This window comes from Nostoc sp. DedQUE07, assembly GCF_034530975.2.
In the GTDB taxonomy this organism is placed as follows: domain Bacteria; phylum Cyanobacteriota; class Cyanobacteriia; order Cyanobacteriales; family Nostocaceae; genus Nostoc.
The window spans coordinates 853-21,907 of record NZ_JAVRCC020000076.1 but is presented as its reverse complement, the minus strand read 5'-3'; the positions used below and the strand labels follow the sequence as shown (position 1 = coordinate 21,907).

Sequence of the window (21,055 nt, the reverse complement as noted above, 5' to 3'; positions counted from 1 at the left end):
GTTATACCGACTCCTGAATTCTGAATTTTTTGATATTTTCAGTCTTCTATGATTAGCTGGTATGATTTGAGCCGAGATTTTAAAGTACTAACAGCACTAATCACAATTTCACTGATAGCTGATAGCTAATTATGGTAGTTGTAGCAATTCTAGCGGCGGGACGCGGCACACGGATGAAATCACGCTTACCCAAGGTTTTACATTCTTTGGGTGGGCGATCGCTAGTAGAGAGAGTTCTCGAAAGTGTAGAACCACTTTCGCCCTCACGGCGAATCGTGATTGTGGGATATCAATCTGAGGAAGTCCAAGCCGCCATGCATTCAATTCCCAGTTTGGAGTTTGTCGAACAGACTGTGCAATTGGGGACAGGTCATGCTATCCAGCAATTACTTCCTCACTTGGAAAATTACACAGGAGATTTACTGGTACTTAACGGCGATTTACCGTTAATACGCAGCGAAACTCTTAAGCAGATGTTACAAACTCACGTCCAAAATCAAAACTCTGCCACTATTCTCACCTCGCACCTACCCGACCCCACAGGCTACGGGCGCGTTTTTTGTAACGATGAAAATATTGTGCAGCAAATGGTCGAACACAAGGATTGTACGGCTGCTCAACGAGAAAATCAGCGGATTAACGCTGGAGTTTACTGCTTTCGCTGGCCAGATTTGGCAAAGGTGCTTCCCCACCTCCAGGCAAACAATGCCCAAAAAGAATACTATCTTACCGATGCCGTAACTCAGGTAGGACAAGTAATGGCAGTGGATGTGGAAGATTATCAAGAAATTCTTGGCATCAACGATCGCTTGCAACTGGCAGCAGCATCCGAAATTTTGCAAAAACGAGTCAAGGAAAAATGGATGCTGGCGGGTGTCACTCTCATCGACCCTACAAGCATCACCATTGATGAAACAGTGGAATTGCAGCCGGATGTAATTATTGAACCCCAAACTCACCTGCGGGGAAATACGGCGATCCAAACAGGAAGTCGGATTGGGCCGGGGAGTTTAATTGAAAATAGTCAGTTAAGTGAAAATGTCACGGTGCAATATTCAGTAGTTATAAATAGCACCGTGCAGGCCGGAAGCCGAATTGGCCCTTATACTCATTTGCGCGGTCAGGTACAGGTGGGTGCTGGTTGCCGTGTGGGAAATTTTGTGGAGTTGAAAAATACGCAATTAGGCGATCGCACCAATGCAGCCCATTTGTCATATATAGGTGATACTGTTGTCGGTAATCAGGTGAATATTGGTGCTGGTACAATTACTGCCAACTATGACGGCGTAAAGAAACATCGTACCAAAATAGGCGATCGGACAAAAACTGGCGCCAATAGCGTTTTAGTGGCTCCGCTCACGTTGGGAGATGATGTCTACATTGCAGCTGGTTCTACTGTGACAGAAGATGTTCCTGATGATTCTCTGGTAATTGCCCGTAGTCGTCAGGTGGTGAAACCAGCTTGGCAAAGGAAAAATGTTGAAAATGAAACCACAGATCGACATAAATAATTTATCGGTGTTAATCGCGCTCGATCTCTAGTCTTAGACTATAAACCACGATTTTTGCTAGATGTCTAATCTAGCTAGATTAGTAATATAGCCAAAATCTCAACATATAACATGCATGGAAGAACTGCTAGAACTTAGGCAATTTCTAGAACAAGGCAAAATCCATGAGGCGCTGCTGTTGGTGGATGAGTTAGAAGAAATGAGCCTCAATGACAAAATCAATAAAATTGATAGTTATGGTGTGATTCTGCTCATCCATTTAATTAAACAAAAGGCCGAAAAACGTTCTACTCGCTCTTGGGATGTTTCAATAGAAAATACAGTGCGGGAAATCAACAAAATAAACAAGCGCCGCAAATCCGGTGGCTTTTACTTGAATCAAGCAGAATTAATCGATATTCTGGAACAAGGATATCAAGTGGCACTGAAAAGAGCGGCGCTAGAAACTTTTGAAGGGCGTTATGAAGCCCAAGAATTGGCCGCAATGATTGACCAGCAAGAAACTTTAGCCGAAGCGCTGAAACTGATTCAACAATAGCCGATCAGTTCGTTGCCAGTCCATTCCAAAGTGTCACCAACTTTTTCGCCATCGTGGTAGGCGGCGAGTAAGATTTCGCTAGTTTTCCCCCAAGCGATCGCTCCACTAGCATCTAAGGCGATCGCTCCCAAATCGCGTTTGTTCTCGTGGGCTTCCCCAAAGGAACGCTGCATCGCCTCCTTCAGTGACATCCCATCAGTGACACGCACTACAATCCGTGCGGCTAAACACTCATCGATGATATCTTCACCAATGCCAGTACAGCTAACACCAGCATTACTAGTAGCATAATTACCTGCTGGCATCGCCGAATCACTTACCCTACCAATCCGCTCAAATCCCTTACCACCAGTAGAAGTGCCAGCAGCTAACTTACCAGATGCATCTAAAGCTACTACACCGATGGTACCGCGTCCGGCATTGCTGGTTTCTAGCAGTTCGGGTTCTGCTACTACGCCAGCCATTGCGCTTTTAAAATTATCCTGGCGCTCTTGTATCCACTCTTGTAACCGCAAATCAGTTAAAGCGTTATAGCTGGGAATTTGCATTTCTCGCGCCAACTCAGCCGAACCGAAATCTGATAGCACTCGGTCTGGGGAGCTTTGTAAAAATTGCGCTAAATCAATCGGATTTTTCACCCGTGAGATATTAATCACACCACTAAACCGCCCTGATGCACCATCCATCAGGGAAGCACTCATACGGATTTGTCCATCAGATTGCAATACTGAACCAGTACCAGCATTAAAACGGGGGTTGTCTTCGAGCATTAGGCAACCCCGCACCACTGCCTCTGAGGCAGTTGCTCCTGACAATAGCAGAGAATAAACTTCTTCTATTACTGTATGGAGCGATCGGCGCACCGCCTCTAATCCGCCTTTACCGTGGAGAGAACTACCAGCCCCACCATGAATAATTAATTTAGGTTGCACCTGTAACTCCATTAATCTCTTGCGCTATTTGCGTCTGTGTTGCAGTTGGTTTCATTTTGAGCTTCAGAACGGCGACGACGACAACGTTCTGAGCAGTATTTCACATCGTCCCAACAATCTTGCCACTTTTTACGCCATGTGAAAGGACGTTGACATACCGGACAGATTTTTGTGGGTAGGTCAGACTTAGAACGAACACGTCCCATATAAATACTGTGTAAATGAGAATTTAATTTCTGAGGGAGATGGAAGATAATTATAACTAGTTTGCTATGAAGGCAGGATAAATTCGACGAACAAATATATTGTCAATCTATCCTTAGAGTTATTTGCAATATCTATTCTAAAAAGAGAGAGGCTTTAAATCTTACTATCCTTCTCTTTTAAGGACTTGCAAAAAATAAATTATCCCCAACTATTTTTAGATTTGTAGAGGTGCAAGGACTTACATTGGTGTCAACTTAAGGTTAAAGCTTTTAGCGGTTTATCTCATTGCCTGTCGGAGCAGGGGAATGTTTAATGGGAGGCAGTATTTCTAGCCTCTGACTGGAAACGAGATATTAAAGGAGTTTTAGCTTAAGTTTACTGATACCAATAAAGGACATGAAAGACCCCTGACGACGTTAGGGCAAGGAAAGCTGTTTCATGTCCTAAAAGGTGCTGATTTACAAGCGTTTCAAGCAAAAAATCAGGTGAATAAAAAATCTGATTGCACAAGAAAATAGTGATGCCCTCTCCTGTCGGAGACGCTTTGCGTAGCTTGCTTCCCCGTAGAGGTACGGCAAGGCTTCTCTACGAGAGGCTACGCCAACGCTAACGCACTGAAATTAACTCTTTGAGATAGTAATTTTTCGATTACTAACTTCTCTGCATTTACTGTCTATGTTGTTGACAATATCCTTAATAGATCGAATGAAATAGACTTGGAGGTTAGGGGAATTAAAAGTCCTTAAACTCATATCGAAACACATTTAAAACAGCCTCTAAATACTAGACGTTGTAAATAACTTGATAGTACATAGCAAAGTACTTTTCAAACAATTTTTAAATACTATATAGGGTCAGTAACTTGATAGTAGAATGTTTTTTCCTTTATAAAAGAAAATTTACGTAAAACTACTGTTCATCGAATTCTAATAGTGCTATTCTTTGTATGCTACTAAAAAACAAGTTGTAGTGGCACGACAACAAACCAGTTGACCTTACTAATTCTTAGGAAAGTAAAATCATGATTATCAACGATCTTTCTCATGTAGAAACCGTTCTTGAAAATGAGAATGTTCAAGGTGGAATAGCTTTTGCAGATGCTAATTCAAAAGCATTCGCTTTTGGTAAAAACATCGCTATCACCAGCATTGCTACTAGCACTGTTGCTGTCTCCAAGAAATACAGCCTATCTGCTAGTGTCGGTTCATCTAGTTCTTCTGCCGGCTAAATATGCCTTAGTCCTACAGTGTACTACAGTGCATTTTAGATAGAAAAATTGCTGAAAGTTATCAAAAACTTTCAGCAATACATTCGTTTTTCAAAGAGAGCTTTTTTATGGAACGATTAAGAATTTCCGATCTCAGTTTTTGCGAAGATGAAGCTTCCGATCTTAGTCAAGTACAAGGGGGAGTTGCATCTGCTTACGCACGTAGCTATTCTACTGCTAAGAAAAGCAGTTATAAAGTAGACAAATTCGGTATTTCCGCTGAGATTTCAGGTGCTCTTGCTGGCGCTCTTGCTGGCGCTATTACTGATGGTGATAAAGCTATTGCATCTGCCAATACATCTGCAACAGCTTCCTAAAGCTTGCATAACCACATTGTAGGTAACTTTTATGGGCAATGTCCATAAAAGCTTCTTATAAATATTTCTATACCTCTATCTTATACCACATAGTAGTATAAGACAGTAGGTAAAAGTGACACTTCAACGTCACTCACTGACCATGCTTGTTTTTGAGTTCAAAGCTTATGAAAAGTCAGCCCAGATAACAGCAGTAGATAATGCAATTCTGACTGTAAAAATTCATTAAAAATAGCTGTATTTGGCTATAGATGAATGTTAAAAATACAGCTAAAAAAGATTTGCATAAATTCTTGAATTGATTGTGCTGTATTTGCAGCTAACTTTCCTTTTACTAATGAACTTAACTCAATGGTAAGACTTACCAGTGGAAAACAAGCATGGTCTTTCTTCTATCTCTTGGTTTTATGACAACTGTAAAGAGGGTACTCTGGGTTTCAAACCATTCATTTTTATAGCTATTTATTTGTATTTATTTAATGCTTATCTGTCAGGGTGCAAAATCACAAAATCATTTGCATACCTAATGACTTAGGGTTCCCATAAATCAATTTTGTACCGAGCTGAGTGGAATACGTAAGTAGGCGAGAAACCCGAAGAAATAAAACCTCGTTCTGCCAGAACTCGATCGATTTGATTTGTGATAGTAAGGGTAACTATTACTTGCCCCATTTGCTTACCCTAAAGACTTGGTAGTATCAGCTTACCCGTTTCAGCAAACTCCTGAAAACAAAATATTTTTGAGAGATGCCTTAAAACACAAAGACGCAAAAGCACTCTTTGCACCTTTGCGTCTCTGCGTAATATATTCCCTACTACACCATCTCAGACGAAGCCTGCACTACCGGTTGCGGCTGTGGCTGGAACATGAACAACGAGTAAACAACGTCTCGGCGGATGTTAACCATCATATCCAAGAACAATTCATACCCCTCGCTCTTATACTCAATGAGCGGGTCTTTTTGCCCATAACCACGTAATCCCACCGATTCGCGCAAGGCATCCATTTGTTGCAGGTGTTCCCGCCACAGAGTATCAATGCGTTGCAAGATAAAGAAACGTTCCGCTTGGCGCATCAGTCCGGGTTGAACTTGGTCAATCTGCGCTTCTTTGAGGTCGTAAGCAATTCGTACCTGTTCGTGGAGGAAGGCTTTAATCTCGCTGACTGTAATATCTTCTAATTGACTAGCTTGTAAATCCGCTAGCAGATAGACGAATTCTTTAACTTTCTCAACCAACTTTTCTAACTCCCACTCTTCCGAGGGCAAGTCTATATTGATGTAGAAGTCAACGATGTCATCCATCGTTTTTTCAGCGTATTTAATCACCTGTTCTTTCAAATCTTGACCTTCTAGCACTCGGCGGCGTTCGGCATAAATAGCACGACGTTGATTATTCATCACCTCGTCATACTCAAATACCTGCTTCCGAATGTCATAGTAGTAGGTTTCAACTTTTTTCTGTGCACCTTCCAAACTCCGGGTAAGCATCCCAGATTCTATGGGCATATCTTCTTCCACTTGGAAGGCATTCATTAACCCAGCGACGCGATCGCCACCAAAAATCCGCAGTAGGTTATCCTCTAAACTAAGGAAGAATCTCGTGGTTCCAGGGTCGCCTTGTCTTCCTGCACGTCCGCGCAACTGGTTATCAATCCGCCGTGATTCGTGGCGTTCTGTACCAATTACGTGCAAACCGCCGATACCCACTACCTCTTCATGTTCGCGGGTAGTAAATTGTTCGTATTCCTGTTTGACGCGGTTGTAAGCTTCCCGCAATTTCTGAATTACAGGGTCATCAATGGGGGCTTTTTCTGCGGCTACAGCTACCTTTTCTTCAGCTTCCAATTCTGGTAAACTGCGATCGCCATACTCACGCACGGCAATTTCTACTGCATCTTTGAGTAGTTTTTCGGTTTCTTTTGTCAATTGAGTCGGGAAAATTTCTGGCGAAGCTCGCCAAGTTTTGACTTTTTTACCAGGGACAAAGCCTTGACCACCACCATGTCCTGTAGGCAATCCGGCTGCTCTTTGCACGCCAAAGGCGTCTTCATCTTCTGGCATGACAATTCGGGGCATAAAGTATTCCCGTAGCTTCAGACGTGCCATGTATTCGGAGTTACCACCCAAAATGATGTCTGTACCTCTACCAGCCATGTTAGTAGCAATGGTAACAGCACCTTTTCGTCCAGCTTGAGCGACAATTTCCGCCTCACGCTCGACGTTTTCCGGTCGGGCGTTGAGTAATTCGTGAGGAATCTTCAAATCCTTCAATAGCCGACTGAGAAGTTCGGATTTTTCTACACTAGTGGTTCCTACTAAGACAGGTCTGCCGAGTTGGTGCATTTCGGCACATTCTCCAGCGATCGCTCCCCACTTACCTGCTTCTGTCTTAAACACCATATCAGACAAATCTTCGCGTCTGCGATCGCGGTTGGTGGGAATTACCGCAACTTCGAGTTTGTAAATTTTTTCAAATTCTGGTTCTTCGGTTTTTGCCGTTCCTGTCATTCCACCGAGTTTTGGATACAGCAAGAACATATTTTGGTAAGTAATGGTCGCGAGAGTTTGAGTTTCTGGCTGAATCTCGACGTGTTCTTTCGCTTCAATCGCCTGGTGTAATCCATCACTCCAACGCCGACCGGCTAGCACCCGACCAGTAAATTCATCCACAATTACTACTTCACCATTGCGGACGATGTAATTTACATCTTTGAGGAAAAGTTCCTTGGCTTTAATTGCATTGAAAATGAAGTGTGCCCAAGGATCTTCTGGGTCAAATAAATCTGTGACTCCCAAAAGATTTTCCGATTCCGCAAACCCTTCATCTGTCAATAGAACGTTGCGAGCTTTTTCATCCACATCGTAATGCTCGTCTTTTTTGAGTGTGAATGCTATTTCAGCAGCTTGCAGATATTTTTCTGTAGGTCTTTCCACCTGCCCAGAAATAATTAGTGGTGTCCGCGCCTCATCAACTAAAATCGAGTCCACCTCGTCAATTACGCAATAATTAAACGGGCGTTGTACCACATCTGCCATTGATGTCGCCATGTTATCCCGCAGATAGTCGAAGCCGACCTCGCTGTTGGTAACATAAGTGATATCGCAGTCGTAGTTTTTCTGACGTTCACTAGGAGTCATGCTTGACTGAATTAGCCCCACACTCAGCCCCAAGAAGCGATGCACCTGTCCCATCCATTCAGCGTCTCGACGAGCTAGGTAATCGTTTACGGTGATGACGTGTACACCTTTACCAGTAAGGGCGTTTAAGTAACTTGGCAAGGTAGCGACTAGTGTTTTACCTTCACCAGTTTTCATCTCGGCAATTTGCCCCACGTGCAAAATAATACCACCAAGGAGTTGGACATCAAAATGCCGCAAGCCTAATACTCGCCGTGCTGCTTCCCGAACAACGGCGTAAGCTTCTGGCAATATGTCATCTAGGGTTTCGCCTTTAGCGAGCCGTTGTTTAAATTCGACGGTTTTACCTTTTAACTCATCATCGGAAAGAACCTTAATTTCTTCCTCTAAAAGGTTAATTTCAGTAACAGAAGGTTGGTATTTTTTAAGCTTACGAGCGTTGGGGTCGCCCAACAAAAGTTTTAGCATGGCAGGTTATAGAACTGAATCAAAGGGGATGAGAATTAAAGGGTCGGCATTGATTATAAACATTTAACCCAGCCCAAACGTCTTGGTTGTGCATGGGTGTGAAATGAGAATTACCTCAAAAGCGGGATAAAAACTAGCCAATCATTTAATAAACTGATTGGTTTTAACTCTTATCTTATATTTACTCTTTCTTCATAGTATCATTTTGCCCCCAGATGGGGCCAGAGAGGGTGTGGGGGAATAGAGTTAGGAGTTAAGAGTTATGAGTTATGAGTTATAAGTTATGAATTTTTCAACTCCTGACTTCTAACTCCTCACTCCTCACTTCCACTCTGCTGTCAGGCGGCGGAAATTGTAATCATTAGCACTGGGGTGACAGCTGACACAGCTGCCAATCTGGACGGGACGTGGTAAATCAACTCCTGGATGCAAAGCTTTGAAATAACGCGAGTTGTTGAGGCGATATGGTGTTTCTTCGTCGTCTAGCTGCACGCGGGAGAAAGTCGAAAGATATTTCCACACCAAGATGCGTTGCGGATCGACTAAAGGCTGGAGTTCTGCGCCGTAGTGCTGCGAGTCTTGCAGGATATTTTTCCAAGTTTGGGTAGGTAAAACGGCTGGCGGTATGGCAATGTGACATTTGGAGCAGTTTTCTAAATAAAGTTCTTGCCCCAATTGGTATTGTGCAGGTACTACATCAACAGTGCCAATTTCAGCGGGAGGAGTTGCACTTTGGGCGTTAGTTGCCAAGGCTAGAAGCCAACCCATAGCTAAACTCCACGTTATAATTACCAGAAGTAAACCGAAAAATTGGCGTTTGAACTCACGTTCGGCGCTTGGCTGTAGCGCTTGGCGTTGGCGTAGCCCGCCGTAGGCATCGCGGATTTTCCCCTTAACAAAAATTGACATTCCTCACATTCCCAAATATTTAAAAGTGGCGCTTGTGCTAATCATAAGACTTACGCAGTATTGACAGTGTTTCAAATTTTGTGTAAGTAGTTTTGTCAGCAACACATCTTTTATATTGACAACAGTAATATAAATATCTATTCAGCACACCACTGACTATGCAAGGAAAAGTATTCTAGTAGTTTTAACCTGACTCATTATAAAAATCAGCCACAATATCTCCGATTTCATTTGCACCAATATCTTTTCGGACAGATTTGGAATAAATCGTTAGTAGCAAAATACTTGTAGGTGACTTAACTTGATAAATCAATCGGTATCCAGCACTCTTACCTTTTTGGATACTACTGTTACGAACTCTCACCTTATAAACAACATACTCCTCACCAATGCCCGCAATTCTATCTCCTACAATATTTCCTTATTGTAATTGCTCAATAATTGGTTGAACATCAGAGCGAATATTGCGAAATTTTTTTGAAAGGTCACGCAAGTTTTATTTATATTCAGGAGTTAAATCGATGAATACCGATAGCTGTTCATTCGGCATCAATTCCCTCCCACATTTGAGATAATGGCAAGCGTTGCCCTGTTTTGGCTTGCTGCAACGCTCTCCTCAAACTAGCTTTAATCTCCTCAACGGGCGTATCATCAGGGTCAAGCTCTTCTGCTTCTGCTTGTTCTGGAACCAACACAATCACCCGAACCTGATGAGGATAAGTGTTTCCCTGAATCGGCTCATCTAAAATTAGGTTTCCTTGAGAATCAATTTTGCCAGTAACTTCGATCGCTTTCATCTGTTATCCACCTCTTTTGTAAGAGATTTTAACACGCCCAAATTCCGGCAGGTTCAAGAAACTTAAGTTCAGTCAAGTATGACTATTATGAGGTATTTACTAAAATGAAAAATATTTTTCCCAGCAAGAAATGCAGTTACCGCTACCTTGGATAGCTGTTTTTTAGCTCGTTGAAGTCACTTTGCATTAAGGAATAGAAACCGATCGCAATAATCGCTCAACAACAGTTCTTGAATTGCGCCCTCCTCTAGGAATAAGTCGATGGCACAGAACATAAGGGACAAGAAATTTCACATCATCGGGAATGGCATAATCACGCCCTGATAGAAAAGCTAGCGCTTGGGCAGCCCGTTGTAATGCTAATGTGCCACGGGGACTGACACCAAGGGCGATTTCCTCGTCTTGACGTGTTGCCCGTACCAATTCGAGAATGTATTGTTGCAAGGAAGTTGCTACTTTTACTTGAGAGCAGAGGTAACGCAATTCCTGTACTTCTGCCAAGGTAATACAAGGCTGTAAATCAGCAACTTTGACACCATTTTGGAGATTTTGTAGCATCAGGAGTTCTTCTGCCTCAGAAGGATAGCCCAAACTCAGCGACAACATAAACCGATCCATTTGCGCTTCCGGCAGAGGAAAAGTACCTTGATACTCGATAGGGTTTTGAGTAGCAATTACAAAGAAGGGCTGAGGAACTGCACGAGAGACACCATCAACTGTTACCTGATGTTCCTCCATAACTTCCAATAAAGCTGACTGAGTGCGGGGTGTGGCGCGGTTAATTTCATCAGCCAATAGCACATTAGTAAAGACTGGCCCAGGCAAAAAAGTAAATTCGCCGCTTTTTGGGTTCCAGATGTTGGTGCCGGTAATATCAGTTGGCAGTAAATCGGGAGTGCATTGTAGCCGTTGAAACTTGCCATCCAGCGAGCGAGCTAAGGATTTAGCGAGTAGGGTTTTACCAACACCAGGAACATCTTCTAAGAGAGCATGGCCACCACCTAGCAATGCTACTAGCACTAAGCGTATTGCCTCAGCTTTGCCAACGATGGTAAGAGCCAGATTTTGTGTTAAAGCGTCGATTTTTTCTCTCATGCGTTGTGGGGAGTGAGGAGTGTGTAATGGGGAGTTGGGAGTTAGGAGTCAGGAGTTATAAGAATTCTTCCCTAATGCCCAATGCTCAATTTTCCTAAATACATTGTTCCCACTTAGAACTCGTAACTCTGCCAATTTTAGATTTTGAATTTTGAATTTTGGATTGAAATAAAAATCTAAAATCTAAAATCCAAAATTGAATGACTCCAAACTCCTAACTCTTAACTCCTAACTTTTAACTTTCCGCTCCAGCACTCAAAACTTCTCTAGCAACAACGCAGTCAAGTTGAATTTGTGTTTTCAGGGCTTCGAGAGAAGGAAATTTTTGTTCGGGGCGCAAAAATTTAACTAGTTGCACAACCAGTTTTTTGCCATACAAATCACCAGACCAATCGAATAAATGTACTTCCGCAGATGAATAAGTACCGTTTATAGTTGGACGATTACCGATATTCATGACACCCAAGTTCTCACTAAAAGCGGTATCTGTTGTTTCATTGAGAGTGAAAACACGGACAGCGTAGACTCCTTGGCGGGGCAAAAACTTTTCTTTTGGTAGTTGGAGGTTAGCGGTGGGAAAGCCAATTGTTCTGCCCAATTGTTGACCTTGAACGACATCACCAAGGAGGGTGTAAGGGCGTCCTAGTAACAGATTTGCGTTTTCGATGTCTCCCTGCTCAAGGTTTTGGCGGATCAATGAAGTGCTAATACGGGCATCTTGAGTCGGAGTAGTACTGACGCAACTGGTTTGGGTGGACGAATCACCTGTATAAGTTTGTAAGGGAACGATGGTAACGGGAATATTGTGCTTGGCGGCGAGTAATTGCAAATCTTGAGCAGTACCACTGCGCTTTTCACCAAAACAAAAATCCTGCCCGATGCTAATTCGTTGGCATCGCAGTTGTTGCACGAGAATTTTTTCGACAAATTCTTCGGGGGTCAACGCAGACAATTCTTTGTCAAAGGGTAGTAATACCAGTTGTTCTACCCCAAGCGATCGCAATTGTTGGACTTTTTCATCCAGTGGCGTTAACAAAGTTCGGGGTTGCCCTGTAAAGAACTCCTGTGGATGGGGGTCAAAGGTGACAACTGTTGAATAAGTATATTCTTGATTTGTCAGTTGATTTTCCTTTGAGTGCGGACTACTAGCTACTGATAAGTGACCACCAGCGTGCAAGACTGGTTGAATTACCCTTTGATGACCAAGATGAACGCCATCAAACTTGCCAAGGGCAACAGCAGTCGGCGTTAGTAGCCCAACGCTAGAAAAAGCAACCCGCACAGAACACCCATTTTTAGACAAATTTAGCACGTGGATTCTGAGATTTTAGGTTTATTTTAGCTCTCAGCAGGAAGCTACCCTATGGTAAACCGCCTTCAGGAGCGCTGAAAGCCTCTGATCACCAATCTAATCTAAAATCTCCAATTCCTCCGATCGCAATCTTTAGGTAGAAAACTTGCTAACAGGAAAAGATTCTGATAAGACAACTGAGGTCGGAACCTGAAGTACCAATCCTTCCTGTGCCATAATCGCACCAGGAAATTTTTCAGCGGCTTCTTTGCCGACACGATCCAAAAAGTCGTCATCGTGCGCCGGGTCGTGGTGGTAAATCACCAGAGTTTTGACGTTAGCGGCTTGTGCCACTTTTACAGCTTCTTGCCAAGTAGAATGTCCCCAGCCAATTTTCGGGGATTTTGGCGAGTGGTATTCCTCGTCTGTGTAGGTAGAATCGTAAACCAGAATGTCAGCATTACGAGCTAACCACAACACATTGTCATCAAGTCGATCGGGAAAATGTTCGGTATCAGTGATGTAAGTAGCTGCACCACCACGCCAGTTGACGCGGTATCCTACAGCTTCACCTGGATGGTTTAAAGGTGCTGTTTCTACGGTAAGGTCATCAATGTGGATTGGTTGCCCCGGTCGAATGTCGTAGAAATTTAAATTGGCTTGCATAATCTGCAAGGGTACGGGAAAGTTCGGGTGCAACATTTGATCGTTGAGGCGCTGTTCTATGGTAGAACCATCAGGTGCGATCGCGCCGTAAATATGAAAGTCATTCCCCTTTACAAACCCTGGCGTAAAGAAGGGAAAACCTTGCATGTGATCCCAGTGAGAGTGAGTAAAAAATATGTGAGCTTCTAACGGCATTTGGCGCAACAGAGATTGCCCCAAAACATGTAGTCCCGTGCCAGCATCGAAAACTAAGCGTTTATCGCCCGCTTGCATTGATATGCAAGGGGTATTACCGCCGTAACGAACAGTGTGTGGCCCAGGGCTGGGGATGCTGCCACGAACGCCCCAAAATTGTACGGTAAATTGATTCTCTATCCTAGACATGGGTGTTGCTTGCTGGACTGAGCGGGCGATAAATGAAAGAATTGTTACTTCTTTTGTTGAAGTTTATGCTGTCTCACTGATTTTGCTTGAGGAAGGATTTCTTGGTAAAACAGCATATCCTGTTTCTGGCTGATTGTGTAAATGTGAATGAAAGACGTCAGTTAGAACTTTTTAGGTTTTGGGGTGAATGTGTATCGCTTATTTCAAGAGTGCCCCTACGTTATAGCCTACATTTTTCGTGATGTATTTGAATAACCCCATTTTTGTCCTGATAAATCAAATGATTCCAGGAAAATTGAATTCCCAATCTGATAATTTATCTAATCCAGTTGCGTAAGTAAGATTGTATTGTAATGGAGTAATACTGATGTAGTTTTTACGTACAACTTCCACATCTGTAGGTACATTTTGAGGCAGATTTAATCCGCTTGGGAGTTCCACATCCTCAACTACCTCTCCGGTTAACCAGTAGTACGTTTTTCCACGAGGATCGACTCGTTTATTAAACACATCAATGTAATGCCGTAGGCCTTGACGGGTGAGAGCAACTCCGGCAATTTCTTCCCATTTGACCGCAGGAATATTGACGTTGAGCAACATTAAATCTGGCAGCGGTTTTTGGGCTAACTGGTCTACGAGAACTGTGGCAAACTTAGCAGCAGCTTGAAAATCTTTAGATGTGTGACTCATCAGACTCAGCGCTACGCTGGGTATGCCTTCAATTAGACCTTCCATTGCCGCAGAAACAGTGCCAGAATACAGAATTTCAGTTCCCAAATTCGCACCTTGATTAATACCAGAGAGAACTAAATCCGGGGGAGTTTCCAGCAAAGCCCACAGCGCCAATTTGACGCAATCTGAAGGCGTGCCATCACAAGCCCAAGCTTTGACAGTAGGATGAAAAATCTCTTCAACAATTTCGGCGCGAATCGGTTGGTGTAAAGTTAACCCGTGTCCAGTTGCCGATCGCTCTCGATCGGGACAAACTACACTCACATCATGACCAGCCTCTGCCAAATAGTTGGCTAGGGTACGAATCCCCAAGGCAGAAACGCCATCATCGTTGCTAATTAGTAATTTCATGGTCATTAGTCATTGGTCATTGGTCATTGGTCATTAGTCATCGATCATTAGTTATTAGTTATTTGTTATTAGCCATTTGTCAATGTCTGAGGTCACAATCAGCAAAAAAATATTTATACTCACTAGAGTGTGTGGCAAAATTTTGCCTACTTTTAAGACAAGTTGCTCAATCTCTAAGTCTGGTTAAGTGAGATGTTAGCTGGATTTACACGACCGCTGTACTAGCCCAATCGTCTATAACTGATAAACAGAGGTTTGGTTTCAACCCTCACCTTTAGCTGATGTTAATGCTATGACTGTAAGTTTATTTAGCGACCAGTTCACAGCTTTTGACTATAGACTAATGACTAATGACCAATGACTAATAACTAATGACTAGCAATTTAGAAGCTCAACTTTTAGCACTGCGGCAAGAAGGAGAAAAAGCGATCGCAGCCGCCGACACCTTAGAACGTCTGGAGGAACTCAGAGTTAACTATCTGGGTAAAAAAGGCGAATTGGGGGCACTGTTGCGAAGTATGGGGCAGATGAGTGCAGAGGAACGACCAAAAATTGGAGCGATCGCCAATACAGTCAAAGAATCTCTGCAAACTAGTCTAGACCAGCAACGTGCTGCCTTAGAAGCTGCGCAAATTCAAGCTTTGCTAGAGGCTGAAACTCTGGATGTAACTATGCCGGGAATTTACAGCCCCCAAGGTCGGATTCATCCTCTCAACGGCATTATCGACCGGGCGCTGGATATCTTTGTCGGTATGGGCTACACCGTGGCTCAAGGGCCAGAGATGGAAACAGATTATTATAATTTCGAGGCTCTCAACACCCCGCCAGATCACCCCGCCCGTGATATGCAGGATACCTTCTACTTGCCAGATGGTAATCTTTTACGGACTCATACCTCATCAGTGCAAATTCGTTACATGGAAAGAGAAGAACCACCGATTCGGGTTGTGGCTCCAGGGCGAGTTTATCGGCGAGATAATGTAGACGCGACTCACTCAGCAGTTTTCCATCAAATAGAACTTTTAGCCATTGATGAGGGACTAACTTTTACAGACCTCAAAGGCACAATTAAGGTATTTTTACAAGCAATATTTGGCGATTTACCAATTCGCTTCCGCGCCAGTTATTTCCCGTTTACCGAACCTTCGGCTGAAGTAGATTTGCAGTGGAATGGACGCTGGCTAGAGGTGATGGGCTGCGGTATGGTCGATCCAAATGTACTTAAGTCTGTGGGTTATGACCCAGAAGTTTATACAGGGTTTGCTGCCGGTTTTGGTGTAGAACGCTTTGCAATGGTGTTACATCAAATCGATGATATTCGTCGCTTGTATGCTAGTGATTTGCGGTTTTTGCAGCAATTTTAGGCATACGTAATAGTTATGTACTGCAAACAAGGTAAGAATAAATAATGACTTCAGTTTCCAGGTTAGATCAAGTTCTAGAAAGCATCGAAGACTTATCAGTAGATGAACAAGAAACATTAATTGATCTGATAAGTCATAGGTTGGCAGAACGGCGGCGATCTGAAATTGCTGCTAATATCGCTCAAGCACAAGTAGAATACCAGTCGGGAAAAGTGTTCCGTGGTACAGTTACTCAAATAATGGATGAGTTACGCAAGTGATAACTGTAGTTTTGGCATCATCGTTTAAACGAGCATTTAAGCGATTGGTACGACGACAGCCAGAATTACAAGAGCGGATTGGAGAGCGGTTAGCACTACTAACCGCCGATCCATTTGATCCATTGTTGCAGACTCATAAACTTAAAGGCAAACTGTCTGGAGCTTGGGCGTGTTCAGTGGACTATGATTGTCGCATTGTCTTTAACTTCGTGCAAAATATAGAATCTGGGGAAGAGGAAATTTTGCTAATTGATATTGGCACTCATGACGAAGTGTACTGAGTTTTAAATGCTGTTCTAGTATTTTCCTACTGACAAATTTTGGATTTAGGATTGAATAATTCAATGACTGCGATCGCTGGCAAACGCCTAACACTTGAGGAATATTTGAAGTATGATGATGGCACGGATAGCCAATATGAACTGGTGGCAGGTGAGTTAGTTGCAATGCCACCTGAAAGCCCGAAAAATGTCCAGATATCTCTCTTTTTGCTGGTAAATTTCCTCAAGTTCGTCCCAGTTAATCGGTTAAGTAACAAAGTTGAAATTGTTGTTGCTGGTTCTCGTGTGACAACTCGCATTCCTGATTTAGTTGTGCTGACGGATGAACTTGCAACCGCCTTAGAAGGTGCAACGCGATCTACAATCACTTTGGATATGCCTCCTCCAGCATTAGTTGTCGAAGTTGTTTCTCCTGGCAAAGCTAATGAAGATCGAGACTATCGCTACAAACGTTCCGAGTATGCCGCGAGGGGAATTGCTGAATATTGGATTGTCGATCCACAAATAAATGTATTTACCGTACTGATATTAGTTGACGGATTTTATGAAGAAACCAGATTTACAGGAAACAGTGCGATCGCTTCTACGATTTTCCCAGAATTACAGCTAACCGCAGATCAAGTACTCAAAGCTGGAGAAAGCAATACGGATGATGCCATTTCTTAGTTTAAATTTAAAATCAAGACAGGCAATCTGTAATTTATTTGCAATTTCCTAATTACTAATTAAATATTTCACTTAACTCTTATAGATGAAAAAATTTGAAATACATAAAAGTTATAACTATTTAAACTCTAAAACATCAGCCACAGCTATTACTAGTTTAATCTTTCTGGTTAGTTTCCCATTTCTGATTTTATTAGTATTACCAAGTATTATTTTCAGAGATGATTTTGTTGGAGTTTGGTTAGATAACCCAGGCGATTTTCCTTCTAGTTTTTCTATGGCATTATTTGTCGCTCTATGTTGCAGTACAGCGTCTATTTTAACTTTTCGTGATAAGCGTGAGGATTTTTCTTTTTCCGCAATTATTATTGCTGCACTTCTAGGTTCCATTCTTAATTTAATAATTCTACCTATTAATATTAATAGCATTATTATATTTTTATATTTACTGACTGCTTTTCTGTTTATCTCTCCAATAATTTTAATTATAACTTTGACGATTGATAGTATTTTAAAAAAAGCAAATTCACCGAGTAACTCATTTAAAGTAACATCTAAATTGATATATACAGATATATTTATTATAATTAATCTACTTTGTAGTTTTTTACTAATATTACCTTTTATTTGTATTTATATATCTTGTAAAATCCAAAATCAAAAAAAATATCGTAACCAGCATATTTTAAAAAATATACTTCCATTATTGATAGTAATTTTAATTCCTTACTGTATAGCTTGTACCACAAAATTAACTCCCGGATTAATTATACCAATTGAATATAGGAATTATCTAGGTTTTAGAGAGTATAACTCTTATTACAAACAAGCAATTACTCAATTGAATGAGTGCAAACAACTCAAAAATTATATCGGTCATATACATACACAGGGGTTTGCAGAAGGTAGACACTATCAGCAAACTGATTTTTCTGCTGGAGGAGAAGCTGGTCGTTTTGTTCTTGAGTTAGTTGGAGATCGGGGGACTGCTTTTGTTAACGGATGTTATGGTGATTGTCTAGGACAACCAGAGGAATTAGCAGTAAGAGTTTATACAAAATCAGAGGTTAAAAACTTGACTTTTTCTCAAATTTGTCCATAATGTTAAGGTCAACCGAAGACAGAAGCAGTATTGGTTTAATCTGGCGCAATTGCGATCGCACCAGTCTCCTGCTGACCATAACTACTGGTAAACTAAAGGCAACGCCAGTTCTGCTTCCTTCATTTATTCTATATTTGCTGAAACCTCCTCGCGCTACGTTACCCGCAACCCTGAAATTTTGAGTGGAGAGCCAATAATTATAGGTACTCGGACATCTGTTCGTGCAATTGTCGGTTTGTGGCGATTGGGGATTATGCCAGAAGAAATCCTGAACCATTTGCCACATTTGACGCTGGCACAAGTATTTGATGCCTTGAGTTTTTATCTCGATCATCAAGCAGAGATTAATGAATACATTGAGCAAAACCGAGTACCCGATGAATTAATAAATCCGTCTGTAATTAAAAATATTAAGGTGGTCGGTGAATCACACTAACCACCATTTTGAGACTTTATTTAACTATTCCTGAATGACCTGGAATATGTGCCAAAGGTTCAAATCTTCCACCTAAGTATTTGCCGAGAAACTCCTCTGCGATCGCAAGCAAGGGTAGTTTAGTGGCAATTGTCGCAATGTCCGCAACGCAGGTTAGCTGCTTCTTTATCAAAACCAAAGGCATTTAACAAAAACTGCCAACGACACTGCTTAGTTGTTAGGTATTGCTGCATCTGTTTAGCAGCGTGTAATTGCGTCGGTGGCTGATTTCCGGCTTTTTGCCCAATGCTGTAATGGAAAGGATCGAGCCAGTTTAGCTGACCATTGCTATGGAGTAAAGCTAGCGCCGTTGCACCTTCGGGAAATTGTCGAGTTACTGCATTCACTTCTCCCTGTTTTGGTAATTTTTTCACAAGTTGCTGCGCTATTTGTTGTTGCGATCGCATTTGTTCTTGAAAAAACTCCTGTCTTTGCTTATCCCCTGAATCTAACCACCCTGTAGGTTCACTCACCAATGTCAACGCTTCTGCTGGTTTCCCATCCCTTCCAGCGCGGCCAATTTCTTGCACATATTCAGATAGCAGATGCGGCGCGTGAAAATGTGCTACCCAGCGAACATCGCTTTTATTTATCCCCATGCCAAACGCACAGGTACATACAACAAAGGGAATTTTGCCACTTAACCAGCTTGCTTCTACTTCACGGCGTTCTGTTGCACCCAATCCCGCATGATAACTAGCTGTAGCGTAACCCATCTCTGCTAACCATTGGGCTAAATCTTCGCTATCTCTCCGAGTGCGAACATAAACTAATCCCGATTGTTGCGGTCTATTTTGAATAAACTTTAATAATTGTTGTTTCCTACCTCGTGGTGTCCAAGCGATGCGAACGCTGGGATGCAAATTCGGACGGTAAGGATTCAAGCGGAAAATCTCTGGTTGCTGTAATTGTAAAACTGTTTGAATAGTTTTTTGGGCTGAGGGGTCAGCAGTAGCGGTAAAAGCGGCGATACTGATTTTTGTTCCTGGTGGTTTTGATTTGAGCAATGCCGGACGCACCGCCCCTAATCTGCGATAAGCTGGGCGAAAAGTATCACCCCACTGCACTAAACAATGAGCTTCATCTAAAATCAAACCATTAATTTGCAATTGCGGGTGGCATAATCTTTCCCACACTGGGACACTGAGCAAAGTTTCGGGCGATAAATAAAGTAATCTTAGCTGTTGACGTTCTAAAGCTTGCAGAGTTGCACGGCGTTGAGATGAAGACAATTCACTATGTAAAAGCGCTGCTTTTTGGTGGCTTTCTCGTAGTTCCTGAACTTGGTTTTCCATCAACGCCACCAAGGGCGAAACTACTAAAGTTAATCCTGTTTGTAGCAGTGCAGGAAGTTGAAAGCAAATTGACTTACCACCACCTGTAGGCATAATAATCAGTGCATCTTTTTGTGCCAATAAACTGCTGACAATTTCTCCTTGTGGTGGACGGAAATCTTCATAACCCCAAATTTGTTTGAAAGCAGCGCGAACTTCTTGCCAAGATTTTGTTGTAAGCTGATTCATAATCAATAACTAGATGCACCCATATCCTTGAATGCTGAATATAGCTTTTGTTATCCAGCTAATGGCTCAGTAATTTCATCATTTTAACTGAACTGTATTGAGGTAGAAAGCGGGTTTCTCCTGTCTTCTGAACTATTTATTAAATCTCCACTGATAATCCTGGATTAAAGTAATTATTTGGTTCATCTGGATAACCACGCGGATTACAAATAACGCGAGTCAAACCGATTTGATAATCTAATTGATTGTGAATGTGGCCATGAATCCATAATAATGCTCCAGACTCCTCAACGAAAGTATCAAGATTTGAAACATAAGCAGCACTTAAAATATCTTCTTTATATTGAAAAGGTATAGACTTTGCACTAGGAGCATGATGACTGATAATTACATTTTTACCAGACAAGCCAGATAATGTATTTTTTAACCAATTAACTGATTTTTTACAAATTAGGGCTGTGTCAATAGTTCTTAACTTTGAGTATTGAGGACTTAATCTAATTTTCTTGTAATCGTTCATGACTTGACTAGCTTCTACACCTGCCATACGTGGTTCACCAAACAGTTTAAAATCAGTCCATAAGGTACAACCTAAAAAATTTACATCCTCAATGGTAACTAAATCATTCTCTAGAACATGAACATTAGTTCCTAATGAATAATCTTTCAGTTTCTCAACAAGTCTTGGATAAGCACTTCCATAGTATTCATGATTACCTAATACATATATAGCAACCGCCAAGGCGGTTAAGCCATAAACTGGAAGTAGACCTTGATGA

Annotated in this window: 21 protein-coding genes and 1 pseudogene; 10 read left to right on the top strand and 12 right to left on the bottom strand. The window is 42.0% G+C overall.

Annotated elements, in window-relative coordinates; genetic code table 11:
• Positions 1-131 precede the first annotated feature (131 nt).
• Together glmU and RMZ95_RS31835 are read left to right on the top strand one after the other, a co-directional pair.
• Positions 132-1,511 carry a bifunctional UDP-N-acetylglucosamine diphosphorylase/glucosamine-1-phosphate N-acetyltransferase GlmU gene (glmU, locus tag RMZ95_RS31840; RefSeq protein WP_322683971.1) on the top strand — a complete coding sequence of 460 codons (1,380 nt, stop codon included), beginning with the start codon at positions 132-134 and terminating at the stop codon, positions 1,509-1,511.
• 115 nt (positions 1,512-1,626) lie between these two features.
• Complete coding sequence (locus RMZ95_RS31835) at positions 1,627-2,049, top strand: DUF29 family protein (protein ID WP_322683972.1); 423 nt, start codon at positions 1,627-1,629, stop codon at positions 2,047-2,049.
• Here the strand turns inward: RMZ95_RS31835 and RMZ95_RS31830 are convergent.
• The gene (locus RMZ95_RS31830; protein ID WP_322683973.1) at positions 2,040-2,993 is read right to left on the bottom strand and encodes an isoaspartyl peptidase/L-asparaginase; all 954 of its coding nucleotides are present in this window, start codon (positions 2,991-2,993) and stop codon (positions 2,040-2,042) included. The two genes, RMZ95_RS31835 and RMZ95_RS31830, sit on opposite strands and share 10 nt — an antisense overlap.
• Positions 2,993-3,187, bottom strand: a complete 195-nt coding sequence (locus tag RMZ95_RS31825; protein WP_322675267.1) for a DUF2256 domain-containing protein — start codon at positions 3,185-3,187, stop codon at positions 2,993-2,995. The genes RMZ95_RS31830 and RMZ95_RS31825 overlap by 1 nt, the downstream gene beginning before the upstream one ends.
• Before the next feature lie 1,022 nt (positions 3,188-4,209).
• Here RMZ95_RS31825 and RMZ95_RS31820 point away from each other — a divergent pair.
• Positions 4,210-4,416: a hypothetical protein gene (locus RMZ95_RS31820; protein WP_322683974.1), complete on the top strand. Its 207-nt coding sequence runs from the start codon at positions 4,210-4,212 to the stop codon at positions 4,414-4,416.
• Between the two features lie 107 nt (positions 4,417-4,523).
• On the top strand, positions 4,524-4,772 hold the full coding sequence (locus RMZ95_RS31815; protein ID WP_322683975.1) for a hypothetical protein: 249 nt from the start codon (positions 4,524-4,526) through the stop codon (positions 4,770-4,772).
• A gap of 815 nt (positions 4,773-5,587) precedes the next feature.
• Here RMZ95_RS31815 and secA read toward each other — a convergent pair.
• The 8 genes and pseudogenes from secA to surE form a co-directional block, all read right to left on the bottom strand.
• Positions 5,588-8,380, bottom strand: coding sequence for a preprotein translocase subunit SecA (gene secA / locus RMZ95_RS31810; protein ID WP_322683976.1), 2,793 nt, complete (start codon positions 8,378-8,380; stop codon positions 5,588-5,590).
• Positions 8,381-8,701: 321 nt separating this feature from the next.
• Positions 8,702-9,289 carry a cytochrome C gene (locus RMZ95_RS31805; RefSeq protein ID WP_322683977.1) on the bottom strand — a complete coding sequence of 196 codons (588 nt, stop codon included), beginning with the start codon at positions 9,287-9,289 and terminating at the stop codon, positions 8,702-8,704.
• Between the two features lie 184 nt (positions 9,290-9,473).
• Positions 9,474-9,782 (bottom strand): annotated as a pseudogene (locus RMZ95_RS31800) (type II toxin-antitoxin system RelE/ParE family toxin).
• A 46-nt stretch (positions 9,783-9,828) separates the two neighbouring features.
• A complete protein-coding gene (locus RMZ95_RS31795; protein ID WP_322683978.1) occupies positions 9,829-10,086 on the bottom strand; it encodes a hypothetical protein in 258 nt (85 codons plus the stop codon).
• Positions 10,087-10,272: 186 nt separating this feature from the next.
• On the bottom strand, positions 10,273-11,181 hold the full coding sequence (locus tag RMZ95_RS31790; protein ID WP_322683979.1) for a MoxR family ATPase: 909 nt from the start codon (positions 11,179-11,181) through the stop codon (positions 10,273-10,275).
• 235 nt (positions 11,182-11,416) lie between these two features.
• Positions 11,417-12,493, bottom strand: a complete 1,077-nt coding sequence (locus tag RMZ95_RS31785; RefSeq protein WP_322683980.1) for a bifunctional riboflavin kinase/FAD synthetase — start codon at positions 12,491-12,493, stop codon at positions 11,417-11,419.
• 132 nt (positions 12,494-12,625) lie between these two features.
• Positions 12,626-13,522 carry an MBL fold metallo-hydrolase gene (locus RMZ95_RS31780; RefSeq protein WP_322683981.1) on the bottom strand — a complete coding sequence of 299 codons (897 nt, stop codon included), beginning with the start codon at positions 13,520-13,522 and terminating at the stop codon, positions 12,626-12,628.
• 276 nt (positions 13,523-13,798) lie between these two features.
• Entirely contained in the window at positions 13,799-14,605 is an 807-nt protein-coding gene (surE, locus tag RMZ95_RS31775) for a 5'/3'-nucleotidase SurE (RefSeq protein ID WP_322683982.1), read from the bottom strand.
• 371 nt (positions 14,606-14,976) lie between these two features.
• On the opposite strand from surE, the gene pheS reads away from it, so the two are divergent.
• From pheS to RMZ95_RS31745, 6 genes are all read left to right on the top strand, one after another.
• Positions 14,977-15,969, top strand: coding sequence for a phenylalanine--tRNA ligase subunit alpha (pheS, locus tag RMZ95_RS31770; protein ID WP_229490194.1), 993 nt, complete (start codon positions 14,977-14,979; stop codon positions 15,967-15,969).
• A gap of 44 nt (positions 15,970-16,013) precedes the next feature.
• The gene (locus RMZ95_RS31765) at positions 16,014-16,229 is read left to right on the top strand and encodes a hypothetical protein (RefSeq protein ID WP_322675258.1); all 216 of its coding nucleotides are present in this window, start codon (positions 16,014-16,016) and stop codon (positions 16,227-16,229) included.
• Entirely contained in the window at positions 16,226-16,510 is a 285-nt protein-coding gene (locus RMZ95_RS31760) for a type II toxin-antitoxin system YafQ family toxin (protein WP_190730806.1), read from the top strand. Before RMZ95_RS31765 ends, RMZ95_RS31760 begins: the two co-directional genes overlap by 4 nt.
• A gap of 63 nt (positions 16,511-16,573) precedes the next feature.
• On the top strand, positions 16,574-17,176 hold the full coding sequence (locus tag RMZ95_RS31755; protein ID WP_322683990.1) for a Uma2 family endonuclease: 603 nt from the start codon (positions 16,574-16,576) through the stop codon (positions 17,174-17,176).
• Positions 17,177-17,261: 85 nt separating this feature from the next.
• Positions 17,262-18,278: a hypothetical protein gene (locus tag RMZ95_RS31750; RefSeq protein WP_322683983.1), complete on the top strand. Its 1,017-nt coding sequence runs from the start codon at positions 17,262-17,264 to the stop codon at positions 18,276-18,278.
• A gap of 130 nt (positions 18,279-18,408) precedes the next feature.
• Positions 18,409-18,714, top strand: a complete 306-nt coding sequence (locus tag RMZ95_RS31745) for a DUF433 domain-containing protein (RefSeq protein WP_322683991.1) — start codon at positions 18,409-18,411, stop codon at positions 18,712-18,714.
• A gap of 119 nt (positions 18,715-18,833) precedes the next feature.
• On the opposite strand, the gene RMZ95_RS31740 is transcribed toward RMZ95_RS31745, so the two are convergent.
• Positions 18,834-20,276, bottom strand: a complete 1,443-nt coding sequence (locus RMZ95_RS31740; protein WP_322683984.1) for an ATP-dependent DNA helicase RecQ — start codon at positions 20,274-20,276, stop codon at positions 18,834-18,836.
• Positions 20,277-20,415: 139 nt separating this feature from the next.
• Positions 20,416-21,055, bottom strand: a 640-nt coding sequence (locus RMZ95_RS31735) for a metallophosphoesterase (RefSeq protein ID WP_409884296.1), incomplete at its 5' end; no start/stop codon positions are given.